Source organism: Rahnella sp. 2050 (assembly GCF_040544515.1).
GTDB classification, from domain to species: domain Bacteria; phylum Pseudomonadota; class Gammaproteobacteria; order Enterobacterales; family Enterobacteriaceae; genus Rahnella; species Rahnella aceris.
In genome coordinates, this window is sequence record NZ_JBEPKE010000015.1 from 18,929 (window position 1) to 33,210 (window position 14,282).

A 14,282-nucleotide genomic window follows, 5' to 3' on the forward strand; every position below is an offset into this window, starting at 1 on the left:
GATTAACAGGCAGGTGCCCCTGTGATCAGTGCGAATTCGAGTACTTACTCGTCTTCCAGCTCGATGTTGATACCCAGAGAACGGATTTCTTTCAACAGTACGTTGAAGGATTCCGGCATGCCTGGTTCCATACGATGATCGCCATCTACGATGTTTTTATACATCTTAGTACGGCCATTCACGTCATCGGACTTAACAGTCAGCATTTCCTGCAGGGTATATGCGGCACCATATGCTTCCAGTGCCCACACTTCCATCTCACCGAAGCGCTGACCACCGAACTGAGCTTTACCACCCAGCGGCTGCTGAGTAACAAGGCTGTAAGAACCGGTAGAACGCGCGTGCATCTTATCGTCAACAAGGTGGTTCAGTTTCAGCATGTACATGTAGCCGACGGTAACCTGACGCTCGAATTGCTCGCCGGTACGGCCGTCAAACAGTGTGATCTGACCAGAGGTTGGGATTCCGCCCATTTCAAGCAGTTGCTTGATCTCTGTCTCTTTCGCACCGTCGAAGACTGGTGTCGCGATTGGCATACCTTTTTTCAGGTTCTCAGCCAGACGCAATACTTCGTCATCGGTAAAGGTGGTCAGATCCACTTTCTGACGTACGTCGTCGCCCAGATCATAGGCACGCTGGATGAACTCGCGCAGCTTAGAAACTTCTTCCTGTTTCTTCAGCATGGCATTGATTTTTTCACCAATACCTTTCGCGGCCATACCCAGGTGGGTTTCCAAAATCTGACCAATGTTCATACGTGATGGAACGCCCAGCGGGTTCAGTACGATATCAACAGGAGTCCCGTTTTCATCGTAAGGCATATCTTCGATCGGGTTGATCTTGGAGATAACACCTTTGTTACCGTGGCGGCCTGCCATTTTGTCACCAGGCTGGATTTGACGTTTAACGGCCAAATACACTTTAACGATTTTCAGCACACCTGGTGCCAGATCATCGCCCTGAGTGATTTTACGACGCTTAGCTTCGAGTTTTTTCTCAAACTCGGATTTCAGTTCGTCATACTGTTCAGCAAGCTGTTCCAACTGATTCTGTTTGTCTTCGTCAGTCAGTGACAGTTCTAACCAACGATCGCGAGGCAATTTGCCCAGCTTGTCAGCTTCAACACCGCCAGCAACCAGCGCAGACTGGATACGTGCAAACAGACCGGCTTCCAGGATCTGCAGTTCTTCAGTCAGGTCTTTCTTCGCCTGCTTCAGCTGCATCTCTTCGATTTCCAACGCACGCTTGTCTTTTTCCACGCCATCGCGGGTGAAGACTTGCACGTCGATAACCGTACCGGACACGCCGTTTGGTACACGCAGAGAAGAGTCTTTAACGTCAGACGCTTTCTCACCGAAGATCGCACGCAGCAGTTTCTCTTCCGGCGTCAGCTGGGTTTCGCCTTTAGGCGTTACCTTACCCACCAGAATGTCACCACCGGTCACTTCAGCACCGATATAAACGATACCGGATTCATCCAGTTTGGAGAGCGCAGCTTCACCCACGTTAGGGATGTCAGCGGTGATCTCTTCAGGCCCTAACTTGGTGTCACGGGACACACATGCCAGTTCCTGGATATGGATGGTCGTGAAGCGGTCTTCCTGCACAACACGTTCGGAGACCAAGATGGAGTCTTCGAAGTTGTAACCGTTCCAAGGCATGAACGCGACACGCATGTTCTGACCCAGAGCCAGTTCGCCAAGATCTGTAGACGGACCATCTGCCAGCACGTCGCCGCGCTCGATTGGCTCGCCCAGATTCACACACGGCATCTGGTTGATGCAGGTGTTCTGGTTAGAACGGGTGTATTTGGTCAGGTTATAAATGTCGATACCTGCTTCGCCCGGGTACATCTCTTCTTCGTTAACACGAATAACGATACGGGATGCATCCACGTACTGAACAATACCGCCACGTTTGGCTACGGCAGTCACACCGGAGTCAACCGCTACAGCACGTTCCATACCAGTACCTACCAGCGGCTTATCAGCGCGCAGAGTCGGAACTGCCTGACGTTGCATGTTCGCACCCATCAATGCACGGTTGGCGTCATCGTGTTCCAGGAATGGAATCAATGAAGCACCAACGGATACAACCTGTTGGGTGGAAACGTCCATGTAGTCAACCTGATCGCGGCTGAAGAGGCTTGATTCGCCTTTGCTACGACAAGTGACCAGGTCTTCAATGAAGCGCCCTTCTTCGTCCAGGTTGGAGTTCGCCTGAGCGATTACGAAGTTGCCTTCTTCAATGGCAGACAGATAGTTGATTTCATCAGTCACCAGACCATCACGCACGCGACGGTAAGGGGTTTCCAGGAAACCGTACTCATTGGTCTGTGCATAGACAGACAAGGAGTTGATCAGACCGATGTTTGGACCTTCTGGCGTTTCGATTGGACATACGCGGCCGTAGTGAGTCGGGTGTACGTCTCGAACTTCAAAGCCAGCACGTTCACGGGTCAAACCGCCCGGGCCCAATGCAGAGATACGACGCTTGTGCGTGATCTCAGACAACGGGTTGTTCTGGTCCATAAATTGTGACAACTGGCTTGAGCCGAAGAATTCTTTCACCGCAGCCGAAATCGGCTTAGCGTTGATCATATCCTGAGGCATCAGTGTGTCGAGATCGCCCAGAGACAGACGCTCTTTAACAGCACGCTCAACACGAACCAGACCAACACGGAATTGGTTTTCAGCCATTTCGCCGACGGAACGAATACGACGGTTGCCCAAGTGGTCGATATCATCCACTTCGCCCTGGCCGTTACGAATGCCGATCAGCTTTTTCATTACCTGAATGATGTCGTCTTTGCTCAGGATACCTGAACCTTCGATTTCATCACGCAACAGAGAACGGTTGAACTTCATACGACCTACAGCAGACAGGTCGTAACGATCTTCAGAGAAGAACAGGTTCTCAAACAGGCTTTCCGCCGCTTCACGCGTTGGTGGCTCACCAGGACGCATCATTCGGTAGATTTCAACCAGTGCGCTCAGGCGATCGCTGGTTGGGTCGACGCGAATGGTCTCGGACATGTACGCGCCATGATCGAGGTCATTGGTGAACAGCGTTTCAATGGTTTTGTGACCGGACTGGCTCAGTTTAGCAAGCAGGTCCAGAGACAATTCCATGTTAGCCGGGACGATCAGCTCACCGGTATTGGTGTCGATGTAGTCTTTAGAGACCACTTTCCCTGCGATGTATTCAACAGGAACTTCGATGCGCTGAATTTCGTCTTTTTCAAGCTGACGAATATGACGGGCAGTGATGCGGCGGCCTTTTTCTACATAGACTTTGCCGTCAGCTTCGATATCAAAGGAAGCTGTTTCACCACGCAGGCGCTCAGGTACCAGTTCCATCTGCAACTTGTTGTCGCGGATCTGGTAAGTCACCTTGTCAAAGAACAGGTCAAGGATCTGTTCAGTCGTGTAATTTAATGCACGCAGAATGATGGTCGCAGGCAATTTACGGCGACGGTCAATACGTACAAACAGGTTGTCTTTCGGATCAAACTCGAAATCTAACCATGAACCGCGGTAAGGGATGATACGCGCGTTATAAAGCACTTTACCCGAAGAGTGGGTTTTACCCTTATCGCTGTCGAAGAATACGCCCGGACTACGGTGCAGCTGAGATACGATAACCCTCTCAGTACCGTTAATCACAAAGGTACCATTTTCGGTCATGAGCGGAATTTCGCCCATATAGACTTCTTGTTCCTTGATGTCTTTGACCGTACCTTCTGGTGCTTCACGTTCGTAGATTACCAGGCGCAGTTTTACGCGCAGTGGCGCGGAGAACGTCACACCACGGATCTGGCATTCTTTAACGTCGAATACAGGCTCACCAAGACGGTAGCTAACGTATTGCAGCTCAGAGTTACCGCTGTAGCTCTTGATAGGGAATACAGAACGGAATGCAGCTTCCAGACCGTACTGGCCTTCCGGATCTTGCTCGATAAACTTCTGGAACGAGTCAAGCTGGATAGAAAGGAGATATGGAATGTCCAAAACTTGTGGACGTTTACCAAAATCCTTACGAATGCGTTTTTTCTCGGTATAGGAGTAAACCATAGGGTTCCTCAGCTCGCTGATCAGTGACCCAATCTTGTCTGCCCTGAGAAGGACAGTTCATGCAACACCGTTTATGTCGACCGGAAAGCAGAAACGCTTCCCGCAATATCTGTTTTCTACCACTCTTAAATCATTTCGTTGTGCGTTATCTGTAGATGAGCTACAGCAAGAGGCAACAATATATTAAGGCGTCTATAGAAAGAGATATTAGAGTAGTTCAGTGCTCAAACAGTGTGAAACACCACTGACACTCTATAGCGCAAAAAGGCTGGTGACTAAAAAGTCACCAGCCATCAGCCTGTTAGGACAGGCTGCACTCCGGGAAGTTAAACTTACTTAACTTCAACAGAAGCACCAGCTTCTTCCAGAGATTTTTTCAGAGCTTCAGCGTCGTCTTTGCTGATGCCTTCTTTCAGAGCTGCTGGAGCAGACTCAACCAGGTCTTTCGCTTCTTTCAGACCCAGGCCAGTCGCGGTGCGAACAGCTTTGATAACTGCAACTTTGTTCGCGCCAACAGCGGCCAGAACAACGTCGAACTCAGTTTTTTCTTCAACAGCTTCAGCAGCAGCAGCAGGACCTGCAACAGCAGCAGCAGCAGAAACGCCGAATTTTTCTTCCATAGCGGAGATCAGTTCAACGATTTCCATTACAGACAGAGCTGCAACGCCTTCAATGATTTGTTCTTTAGTGATTGACATTTCAAGTGTTCCTAGAATTCAGAAATAGTTTATACGTAAGCAAATGAACGAGATAAAAAAGGCTGATTAAGCAGCTTCTTTCTGATCGCGTACAGCAGCCAGAGTGCGAACCAATTTGCCTGCAGAGGCTTCTTTCATGGTTGCCATCAGGCGTGCGATTGCTTCTTCGTAAGTAGGCAGAGTTGCCAAGCGGTCAATTTGAGCCGCAGAGATAAACTCACCTTCAAAGGCCGCAGCTTTAACCTCAAATTTTGCATTCGCTTTAGCGAAATCTTTGAACAAACGGGCAGCAGCGCCTGGGTGTTCAGTAGAGAATGCAATCAAGGTTGGACCGACAAACGTGTCTTTCAGGCACTCAAACTGAGTACCTTCCACGACGCGACGCATCAAGGTGTTGCGAACAACACGCATGTAAACGCCAGCTTCACGACCTGCTTTACGCAGTTCAGTCATTTTATCTACAGTTACGCCACGAGAATCCGCAACAACCGCAGACAGCGCGCCTTTGGCTACTTCGATGACTTCAGCAACAATCGCTTGTTTGTCTTGAAGATTTAATGCCATTAGCTTTTTGCTCCTGGATTTAGCCGGGGAACCCCCCCGGAACTCACATCACTTGTCATCGAGAATCGATAATAAGCGTTCAAACACGGTGAGCAGAGAATCCAGCAAAGACAAATCTTAATTCTTTATAAAAAAGACAAAGAAATATTTTCTTCAGGCTCTGTCACCGTCTACGCAGGAAGGATTAAGCCCCTTTCAGGGCACCTGCGGTCTTGGACGGAGGTCTGGATAGGCCAGACTCCAACCGAAAAATCTTGGTTTCGCATTAACGAAACAACGGGCCATAGATTCTAGACAAATCTATCGCCCGCGTAAAGCGATAAACGTCAGCAGTTAATTAGCTAACTGTTGCGCTCAGGCCGCTTTGATCAACAGAAAGACCCGCACCCATGGTAGTGGACAGGCTTACTTTCTTGATGAAAACGCCTTTAGCCTGGGAAGGCTTCGCTTTTTTCAGAGCGACCAACAGAGCTTCCAGGTTTTCTTTCAGCTTGTCGGATTCGAAATCAACCTTACCGATAGTGGTATGGATGATGCCGTTTTTGTCGTTACGGTAACGAACCTGGCCTGCTTTAGCGTTCTTAACCGCTTCAGCAACGTTAGGTGTTACAGTACCAACTTTCGGGTTAGGCATCAGACCGCGTGGGCCCAGAACCTGACCTAATTGGCCAACAACGCGCATTGCATCTGGAGATGCGATAACAACGTCGAAGTTCATTTCGCCTTTTTTGATCAGGTCAGCCAGATCTTCCATACCTACCAGTTCAGCGCCTGCAGCTTTAGCAGCTTCAGCGTTTGCACCTTGGGTGAAGACGGCAACGCGAACAGAACGACCGGTGCCGTGTGGCAGTACGGTTGCGCCGCGAACGTTTTGATCTGATTTACGAGCGTCGATGCCGAGGTTAACAGCAACGTCAACGCTTTCTACGAATTTAGCAGTGGCCAGCTCTTTGAGCAGAGCAACGGCTTCGGTGATGTCATACTGTTTAGTAGCATCAACTTTGTCACGGATCACGCGCATGCGCTTGGTCAGCTTAGCCATTTATTAATCCTCCACTACCAGGCCCATGGAACGAGCAGTACCTTCGATGGAGCGAGTCATCGCTTCAACGTCAGAACCAGTCATGTCCGCAGCTTTGGTTTCTGCGATTTCACGAACCTGAGCACTCGTTACTTTACCCACTTTGTCTTTGTTCGGCTTGCCGGAACCAGACTTGATACCAGCCGCTTTCTTCAGCAGTACTGCTGCAGGAGGGGTTTTGGTAACAAAGGTGAAAGAACGGTCAGAATAAACAGTAATAACAACAGGAATTGGCAGGCCTTTTTCCATGCTATCAGTCTTAGCATTGAACGCCTTACAGAATTCCATGATGTTCACGCCTTGTTGACCCAGAGCTGGACCGACTGGCGGACTTGGGTTTGCCATACCAGCTGCAACTTGCAGCTTAACGTAGGCTTGTACTTTCTTGGCCATGGTAAATATCCTCGTTTGGGTGATATCGCCTGTTTGAAGAGGCTCCCCGTTATTTACAGTACTTTGTTCTTTAAAATTTATGTGCTGAGACTGCACATAAAAACAAAAGGCGCGAAATTATAGTTCAATTTCGCGCCTTGTACAACATCTGTTCTAGTGAATGTTTAGAACGTTGTTGTTAGCCTTTTTCAACCTGACCGAAGTCCAGTTCAACCGGTGTTGCACGGCCAAAAATGGAAACAGACACTTTCAGGCGGCTTTTCTCGTAATCAACTTCTTCGACCACACCATTGAAGTCCGCAAACGGACCGTCATTAACACGTACCAGTTCACCTGGTTCGAACAACGTTTTAGGACGTGGTTTATCACCCACTTGTTGCAGGCGATTCATGATCGCATCAACTTCTTTATCGCTGATTGGTGCAGGACGATCTGACGTTCCGCCAATGAAGCCCATAACACGAGGAACGCTGCGAACTAAGTGCCAGCTGGCGTCATTCATCACCATCTGTACCAGCACATAACCTGGGAAGAATTTACGTTCGCTTTTACGGCGCAGGCCACCACGAATCTCAACCACTTCTTCGGTTGGAACCATGACTTCACCAAACAGTTCTTCCATGTCATGTAATTTGATGTGCTCACGCAGCGATTGTGCTACGCGGCCTTCAAAGCCAGAAAACGCCTGAACGACGTACCAACGTTTTTTAGGTGCTTCAGACATTAGAACCTCAAGCCAGTAATGAAAGATACCAGGCGGACTAAAATACCATCCAGCCCCCACAGAATCAGTGACATAACGGCAGTTACCGCAGCAACGATCAGTGTGGTATGCAATGTTTCCTGGCGCGTTGGCCAAATGACTTTACGTACTTCAGTACGCGCTTCACGAGCAAACGCGACCGTCGCTTTGCCTTTAGTGGTCAGTAAAGCCACTGCGCCTGCAATTGCGATAATAACAACTACGGCTAACGCGCGTAACGGCAGGCTGTATGCACGGTAATAATAGTTACCGACAATAGCTACAACCAACAAAACGGCAACAATCAGCCACTTTACCGCTTCCAGGCCGCGCCCGCTCCCTTGAGCCTCGGTATTCGCACTCATAAACCAACCCGTCACAATGATTCAGAACAAACAACTTTGCCTCGCATTGCGAGGCAAACCAAACCGATCGATGCTCTACTTGAGCGCAATTCGGTGTTTTACGCTATATCTCAGAGCCTATCTCACCAGTGATTATGACGTATAAATCGCTGATGAGATAGGTTCTAGCGCCACAGCGTAGAAAAAAGGGCATCGAATGATGCCCTTTTAGTGTGTATTACGTCAACGAATAGTGACAAAAAACTATCAGCGATTAAGCGATAACTTTAGCAACAACACCAGCACCTACAGTACGGCCGCCTTCACGGATTGCGAAACGCAGACCGTCATCCATCGCGATTGGGTGGATCAGGGTAACAACCATGTTCACGTTGTCACCAGGCATAACCATCTCAACGCCTTCTGGCAGTTCGATAGTACCGGTCACGTCAGTTGTACGGAAGTAGAACTGTGGACGGTAGCCTTTGAAGAATGGAGTATGACGACCACCTTCATCTTTGCTCAGGATGTACACTTCGGAATCAAACTTGGTGTGTGGTTTGATTGAACCTGGTTTAGCCAGAACCTGACCACGTTCGATATCTTCACGTTTGATACCACGCAGCAGAACACCAACGTTCTCACCAGCACGGCCTTCGTCCAGCAGTTTGCGGAACATTTCAACGCCCGTACAAGTAGACTTAACAGTGTCCTTGATACCGACGATTTCAACTTCTTCGCCCACTTTAACGATACCGCGCTCTACACGACCGGTAACAACTGTACCACGGCCGGAGATGGAGAATACGTCTTCGATTGGCAGCAGGAATGGCTTATCGATAGCACGCTCTGGCAATGGAATGTAGCTGTCCAGTGCTTCTGCCAGTTCGATGATTTTCGCTTCCCAAGTGGCATCGCCTTCCAGTGCTTTCAGCGCTGAACCTTTGATGACCGGGATGTCGTCGCCTGGGAATTCGTAAGCAGACAGAAGTTCACGAACTTCCATTTCTACCAGTTCCAGCAGCTCTTCGTCATCTACCATGTCGCATTTGTTCATGAACACGATCATGTATGGAACGCCAACCTGGCGACCCAGCAGGATGTGCTCACGAGTCTGAGGCATAGGGCCGTCAGTTGCAGCAACAACCAGGATAGCGCCGTCCATCTGTGCAGCACCGGTGATCATGTTTTTCACGTAGTCGGCGTGCCCTGGGCAGTCAACGTGCGCGTAGTGACGAGTCGGGGTGTCATATTCAACGTGAGAAGTGTTGATGGTGATACCACGAGCTTTTTCTTCTGGTGCGTTATCGATCTGGTCGAATGCGCGTGCAGAACCGCCGTAGGTTTTAGCCAGAACGGTAGTGATTGCTGCAGTCAGGGTAGTTTTACCGTGGTCAACATGGCCGATAGTACCAACGTTAACGTGCGGTTTGTTACGTTCAAATTTTTCTTTAGACATCGATTGTCCCTCTAAGACACGGTTAAATCGGTGGTATCACCACATCAACCAAGCATTTGCTTGACGAATTAGTTTACAGAAAGAAAATCAGGAGGGAGAATTTGGAAGTGGTGCTGATAGGCAGATTCGAACTGCCGACCTCACCCTTACCAAGGGTGCGCTCTACCAACTGAGCTATATCAGCACATACTTGGAGCGGGCAGTGGGAATCGAACCCACATCATCAGCTTGGAAGGCTGAGGTAATAGCCATTATACGATGCCCGCATCCTGGAACTCGGCTACCTGATTGTTCTGAAGAACTTGAAGACGGGGAAAAGGACGTGAGACACTTAATTCCTCACCTTCACCTGAAGCGACTCTTTCACTTCAAGCTGCCTCATTACTAAGGCTTATATGGTGGTGGGGGAAGGATTCGAACCTTCGAAGTCGATGACGGCAGATTTACAGTCTGCTCCCTTTGGCCGCTCGGGAACCCCACCTAATTGTTAAGTACTTGAATGGTGCCGGCACCAAGAGTCGAACTCGGGACCTACTGATTACAAGTCAGTTGCTCTACCAACTGAGCTATGCCGGCATCAAGTGCTGCGCATTCTATGGAGACTTTACGGGGTATGCAACAAAAAAATTGCATGTTTTGCACTATCGCTCATGTTTTATTCAAAAAGTAAGCTTTTTCCCTTTTTCCGCTGTTTAAGGGGTGAAAATATATCCAAAAGTGCGACTTCTTCATACCTGTCTGAGCAAGATATGAACCACTTTCCTACACTTCATTAATGAAATAAATCCTTCGCAGAGCTTAACCGTCTCATTTATGCACTGAAAATGTGCTTTTGCCTCACAAATGAACATCAAAAGGCATTTCTTTATCAGTTACACCTGATTTCAAGGCCATTTATATTGGCGCAGTTCTTGCACTCTTCATTGCGTACGCACTGTTTTGTTATTTTAAGGAGTGCAGCTATGAAAATTGTCATGCTCAACGCCGCAACATTGCCTGTTTATAGAGATGAACTGGCACAACTTCTCATCGAAGCCAACAGTACAGGCGCTTGCGTGGGGTTCCCGCACGTCACCGGACAAAGAGAGGCGGAAGACTCTTTTCATGATTTACGCCCTGCACTAACTCAAAATGAGCGACTGCTTTGGATCGCCAGAGATGAACAAGGTGTCATTGGGACCGTTCAGCTCGATCTGGCCCATTCTCCGGATTTACCTCATCAGGCCGAAGTGAGTACTTTGCTGGTCTGTGCCCGTGCGAGACGACGCGGCGTCGGTCGTCTGTTAATGCGTGCACTGGAAAATACCGCACAGAACCTGCGTTGCTCCGTTCTGTCTTCAGATATGCAGTCAGGTTCGGACGCCGAAGCTTTCTATCGGGCTCAGGGTTATCGCTGTGCGACACTCAGGCAAGACTCAGCCCGTTACAGCAGAAAAAATGAAGTAGTCTATTACAAACAACTACCGCCCTTCACCTGCGCCTCTCACCCCCTCTTTTAGTCTGTGAAAGTGCGGTGAGTATTTCATCGCACTTTCACAGACTTTCCTCACTTGCATAAGTTTCTCAAAAATTTTTAAACTCAATCAAAGAAATCGATAAGTTATAAGAAAAAGATCTCCCTCAAAAATTAAGGTGTCTATAATATGCTGCTGGTTTACTGTCTGGAGTTGGCGTGATCGCCTTTCCTGACCTGCGCTAACAGGCAGACTTTAACTTATGAAAAAAAGAGACCCATCTTTGGCAACTCCTTATCTGCAGTTTGATCGTACGCAGTGGGCAGCCTTACGTGATTCAGTACCACTCACGCTCAAAGAGGCTGAAGTGGTGAACCTGAAAGGCATAAACGAGGATTTATCCCTCGAGGAAGTCGCGCAGATCTATCTGCCACTTTCACGCCTTCTCAATTTTTACATCAGTTCCAACCTGCGCCGACAAGCCGTGCTTGAGCAGTTCCTCGGTACAGATGGACAGAAAATTCCTTATATCATTGGAATTGCTGGGAGTGTAGCGGTAGGTAAAAGTACGACAGCCCGCGTCCTCCAGGCATTATTAAGCCGTTGGCCAGAGCATCGCTCAGTAGAGCTGATCACCACAGATGGTTTCCTCTATCCCAATAAGACGCTCCAGGAGCGTGGGATCATGAAGAAAAAAGGATTCCCTCAATCTTACGATATGCACCAGCTGGTGAATTTCGTTTCAGAGGTTAAGTCAGGGGCACGACATGTTACCGCGCCAGTCTATTCACATCTGATCTACGATGTGATACCTGATGGCAATAAAGTTATTGAGCAGCCAGATATTTTGATCCTTGAAGGGCTTAATGTCTTACAAAGTGGCATGGATTATCCTCATGATCCACATCGTGTATTTGTTTCCGACTTTGTCGATTTCTCTATATACGTTGACGCACCTGAAAATTTATTGCAGAGCTGGTATATCAATCGTTTCTTGAAATTCCGCCAAGGCGCTTTCTCAGACCCAGATTCTTATTTCCACCATTATGCAAAATTGCCAGAAGAAGAAGCTGTGAATATTGCGACACAGTTATGGAATGAGATTAATGGTTTGAATTTAAAGGAGAACATTCTCCCAACCCGTGAAAGAGCCAGCCTAATCTTGACGAAAAGTGCTAATCACGCTGTTGAAAGTGTTCGGCTGAGAAAATAAATTTACTGTCGTTAACGAATAAAGGAGAGCCTGATACTCTCCTTTATTTTAGTCAGATACCGCGCAGTGAAATCTCACCGCCAATATAAGGTTTAACTACCGCATCCTGTTCAAGCAACAAAGCACCCTGCGGATCAATCCCGCGCTCGATACCATGAATTTCCTGGTCACCGATGAGTAACTTAACCTGACGATCAAGGAAATTATCTAAACCACGCCAGCGGGGAATAAAAGGTGCTAATCCTTCCTGTTCGAAATGTAATAATGCTGACCTTAACTCTTTCAGCAGCATTGCTGTGAGTTCATTGCGGTCAATATTAACACCCGCCTCCTGCAAATTTATCCATCCCTGAGTGATGGCGTCAGAAGCCGGTTCACGCATTTTGAGGTTAATGCCCGCGCCGATAACCAACTGTGCCGCATCGCCGGTTTTACCTGTCAGTTCAACCAGTATCCCAGCCAGCTTACGGTCATTAAGATAAAGATCATTTGGCCATTTCACCCGTACATCTTTAGCTCCAAGGCGCTGAAGCACCTCAGCCATGACAATCCCGATAACCAGGCTTAGCCCCATTGCGGCGGCAGGCCCTTGTTCCAGCTTCCAGTACATAGAAAGATAAAGATTACTGCCAAACGGTGAGAACCATTTTCGCCCGCGACGTCCCCGGCCGGCCTGCTGATATTCCGCAACACATGCGTCGCCAGAGCTTAATTCACCAATTCGGTCTAAAAGATACTGATTGGTTGAATCAATAACGGACAGAACTCTGACCTGACCCGCCGGAAGCAGCTTGAGGATTTTCTCCTCGTCGAGCAGTTGGATAGGATATGGCAGGCTATAACCTTTACCCGGCACTGTAAATATATCAACGCCCCAGTCACGTACCGTCTGGATGTGTTTATTAATTGCTGCACGGCTCATGCCAATGACTGTACCTAACTGCTCACCGGAATGAAATTCACCATCAGCCAAAATGGAGATCAGTTGCAGAGGAACGGTAATATCTTTCATGACAGCGCATCCACGGCGTCCACTTCACCCTTCGCGGCGATAAAACGAACCTCTGGTTCAAGCCAGATACTAAATTTCTCTGCAACAACATCACGTACATATTTAGCCAATGCACGTACATCAGCGCTGCTCGCATGATCTTTATTAATCAGTACTAACGCCTGTTTATCGTGAACTGCTGCGCCGCCAACGGTAAAACCTTTCAAACCAGCCTGTTCAATCAACCATCCGGCAGCAAGTTTAATTTGCCCATTAGCTTGTGGATAAGACGGCATAGAAGGATATTCGTTGCTGATTTTCTCTGCCACAGAAGCGTCAACAGCAGGGTTCTTGTAGAAACTCCCCGCATTGCCGGTAATGGCGGGGTCAGGTAATTTGCTCTGCCGCATCGCGCAAACTAAATCAAAGATCTGACGGGGGCTAACAGTCTCAGGATCTAAGCGAGTCAGCTCCCCATAACTCAATTTCGGCTGCCATTGTTTTCTCAGCTTCAGGCCTACGGCAATAATGGCATACCCTTCTTTATAGGAATGTTTAAATATACTCTCGCGATAACCAAACTGGCATTCGTCGGATTGCACGCGGATGACCTTTTCGCTCTGCAAATCCAAAACATCCACATAACCACAGATACTCTGCAGTTCGACACCATATGCACCTATGTTTTGAATAGGAGCAGAACCTACGCATCCGGGAATTAAAGCAAGATTCTCCAGACCTGGAATATCATGCTCTAATGCATAACAAACCAATTGATGCCAATTCTCACCAGCCCCCACATGCAGCAACCATTCCTCTGCATTTTCATCCAGCTCAATACCTTTGATCCGGTTCAGCACTACTGACCCTGCAAAATTCTCCAGGAAAAGAACATTACTTCCTTCGCCTAAAAGTAAAAAAGGCTGCTCCTTTTCCTTCGCTGATTTCCATGCTGCTATGAGTTGTTCAGTGTTCTGGACATGCGTGATTTCAGCAGCATAAGCCGCCAGAGAAAAAGTATTCAGGGATTGAAGAGAAGTGTCGCCAATCGACATAGCAATATTACTCATGAGTGACTTATTTGTGCTTAGTTTAACCGATCCGATATCCTGATACGCAGAGTTTTATAAGTTGGGGTGGGCCTCAAGACCAATAAACAAAGTCCATGCAGAGCTAAATTTCCCATAGCAAAAAGCCCCGTACTTTCGTACGGGGCTTTCCACTTATTTGATGCCTGGCAGTTCCCTACTCTCGCATGGGGAGACCCCAC

At 48.2% G+C, this 14,282-nt stretch carries 12 protein-coding genes and 4 tRNA genes; 2 read left to right on the forward strand and 14 right to left on the reverse strand.

Annotated features, from left to right (window positions below):
* Positions 1–44: 44 nt before the first annotated feature.
* From rpoB to ABIC79_RS25320, 12 genes are all read right to left on the reverse strand, one after another.
* The gene (rpoB, locus tag ABIC79_RS25265; RefSeq protein WP_013577409.1) at positions 45–4,073 is read right to left on the reverse strand and encodes a DNA-directed RNA polymerase subunit beta; all 4,029 of its coding nucleotides are present in this window, start codon (positions 4,071–4,073) and stop codon (positions 45–47) included.
* 332 nt (positions 4,074–4,405) lie between these two features.
* The gene (rplL, locus tag ABIC79_RS25270; protein ID WP_013577410.1) at positions 4,406–4,771 is read right to left on the reverse strand and encodes a 50S ribosomal protein L7/L12; all 366 of its coding nucleotides are present in this window, start codon (positions 4,769–4,771) and stop codon (positions 4,406–4,408) included.
* A gap of 66 nt (positions 4,772–4,837) precedes the next feature.
* Complete coding sequence (gene rplJ, locus ABIC79_RS25275; protein WP_013577411.1) at positions 4,838–5,335, reverse strand: 50S ribosomal protein L10; 498 nt, start codon at positions 5,333–5,335, stop codon at positions 4,838–4,840.
* A gap of 337 nt (positions 5,336–5,672) precedes the next feature.
* Positions 5,673–6,377 carry a 50S ribosomal protein L1 gene (gene rplA, locus ABIC79_RS25280; protein WP_013577412.1) on the reverse strand — a complete coding sequence of 235 codons (705 nt, stop codon included), beginning with the start codon at positions 6,375–6,377 and terminating at the stop codon, positions 5,673–5,675.
* A gap of 3 nt (positions 6,378–6,380) precedes the next feature.
* Positions 6,381–6,809 carry a 50S ribosomal protein L11 gene (rplK, locus tag ABIC79_RS25285; protein ID WP_013577413.1) on the reverse strand — a complete coding sequence of 143 codons (429 nt, stop codon included), beginning with the start codon at positions 6,807–6,809 and terminating at the stop codon, positions 6,381–6,383.
* 178 nt (positions 6,810–6,987) lie between these two features.
* Positions 6,988–7,533 (reverse strand): transcription termination/antitermination protein NusG, encoded by a 546-nt coding sequence (gene nusG, locus ABIC79_RS25290; RefSeq protein WP_013577414.1) that lies wholly within the window; start codon positions 7,531–7,533, stop codon positions 6,988–6,990.
* Positions 7,533–7,916, reverse strand: coding sequence for a preprotein translocase subunit SecE (gene secE, locus ABIC79_RS25295; protein ID WP_013577415.1), 384 nt, complete (start codon positions 7,914–7,916; stop codon positions 7,533–7,535). The genes nusG and secE overlap by 1 nt, the downstream gene beginning before the upstream one ends.
* Before the next feature lie 253 nt (positions 7,917–8,169).
* On the reverse strand, positions 8,170–9,354 hold the full coding sequence (gene tuf, locus ABIC79_RS25300) for an elongation factor Tu (protein WP_013573670.1): 1,185 nt from the start codon (positions 9,352–9,354) through the stop codon (positions 8,170–8,172).
* 108 nt (positions 9,355–9,462) lie between these two features.
* Positions 9,463–9,538, reverse strand: a tRNA-Thr gene (locus ABIC79_RS25305).
* Positions 9,539–9,545: 7 nt separating this feature from the next.
* A tRNA-Gly gene (locus ABIC79_RS25310) sits at positions 9,546–9,620 on the reverse strand.
* Between the two features lie 130 nt (positions 9,621–9,750).
* A tRNA-Tyr gene (locus ABIC79_RS25315) sits at positions 9,751–9,835 on the reverse strand.
* 19 nt (positions 9,836–9,854) lie between these two features.
* Positions 9,855–9,930: transfer RNA gene (locus ABIC79_RS25320), tRNA-Thr, on the reverse strand.
* Between the two features lie 386 nt (positions 9,931–10,316).
* Here ABIC79_RS25320 and ABIC79_RS25325 point away from each other — a divergent pair.
* Positions 10,317–10,853, forward strand: coding sequence for a GNAT family N-acetyltransferase (locus ABIC79_RS25325; RefSeq protein ID WP_013577416.1), 537 nt, complete (start codon positions 10,317–10,319; stop codon positions 10,851–10,853).
* Positions 10,854–11,070: 217 nt separating this feature from the next.
* Positions 11,071–12,021 (forward strand): type I pantothenate kinase, encoded by a 951-nt coding sequence (coaA, locus tag ABIC79_RS25330; RefSeq protein WP_013577417.1) that lies wholly within the window; start codon positions 11,071–11,073, stop codon positions 12,019–12,021.
* Between the two features lie 52 nt (positions 12,022–12,073).
* Here coaA and birA read toward each other — a convergent pair whose 3' ends face one another.
* Together birA and murB are read right to left on the reverse strand one after the other, a co-directional pair.
* Positions 12,074–13,033, reverse strand: a complete 960-nt coding sequence (gene birA, locus ABIC79_RS25335; RefSeq protein WP_013577418.1) for a bifunctional biotin--[acetyl-CoA-carboxylase] ligase/biotin operon repressor BirA — start codon at positions 13,031–13,033, stop codon at positions 12,074–12,076.
* Positions 13,030–14,067 carry a UDP-N-acetylmuramate dehydrogenase gene (murB, locus tag ABIC79_RS25340; RefSeq protein WP_037035801.1) on the reverse strand — a complete coding sequence of 346 codons (1,038 nt, stop codon included), beginning with the start codon at positions 14,065–14,067 and terminating at the stop codon, positions 13,030–13,032. Before murB ends, birA begins: the two co-directional genes overlap by 4 nt.
* Between the last annotated feature and the right edge of the window lie 215 nt (positions 14,068–14,282).

What these genes read in the sequence shown, in the direction of transcription:
- rpoB (WP_013577409.1), bottom strand. Translation starts at nt 4,073, where the DNA reads ATGGTTTACTCCTATACCGAGAAAAAACGCATTCGTAAGGATTTTGGT.
- rplL (WP_013577410.1), bottom strand. Translation starts at nt 4,771, where the DNA reads ATGTCAATCACTAAAGAACAAATCATTGAAGGCGTTGCAGCTCTGTCT.
- rplJ (WP_013577411.1), bottom strand. Translation starts at nt 5,335, where the DNA reads ATGGCATTAAATCTTCAAGACAAACAAGCGATTGTTGCTGAAGTCATC.
- rplA (WP_013577412.1), bottom strand. Translation starts at nt 6,377, where the DNA reads ATGGCTAAGCTGACCAAGCGCATGCGCGTGATCCGTGACAAAGTTGAT.
- rplK (WP_013577413.1), bottom strand. Translation starts at nt 6,809, where the DNA reads ATGGCCAAGAAAGTACAAGCCTACGTTAAGCTGCAAGTTGCAGCTGGT.
- nusG (WP_013577414.1), bottom strand. Translation starts at nt 7,533, where the DNA reads ATGTCTGAAGCACCTAAAAAACGTTGGTACGTCGTTCAGGCGTTTTCT.
- secE (WP_013577415.1), bottom strand. Translation starts at nt 7,916, where the DNA reads ATGAGTGCGAATACCGAGGCTCAAGGGAGCGGGCGCGGCCTGGAAGCG.
- tuf (WP_013573670.1), bottom strand. Translation starts at nt 9,354, where the DNA reads ATGTCTAAAGAAAAATTTGAACGTAACAAACCGCACGTTAACGTTGGT.
- ABIC79_RS25325 (WP_013577416.1), top strand. Translation starts at nt 10,317, where the DNA reads ATGAAAATTGTCATGCTCAACGCCGCAACATTGCCTGTTTATAGAGAT.
- coaA (WP_013577417.1), top strand. Translation starts at nt 11,071, where the DNA reads ATGAAAAAAAGAGACCCATCTTTGGCAACTCCTTATCTGCAGTTTGAT.
- birA (WP_013577418.1), bottom strand. Translation starts at nt 13,033, where the DNA reads ATGAAAGATATTACCGTTCCTCTGCAACTGATCTCCATTTTGGCTGAT.
- murB (WP_037035801.1), bottom strand. Translation starts at nt 14,067, where the DNA reads ATGTCGATTGGCGACACTTCTCTTCAATCCCTGAATACTTTTTCTCTG.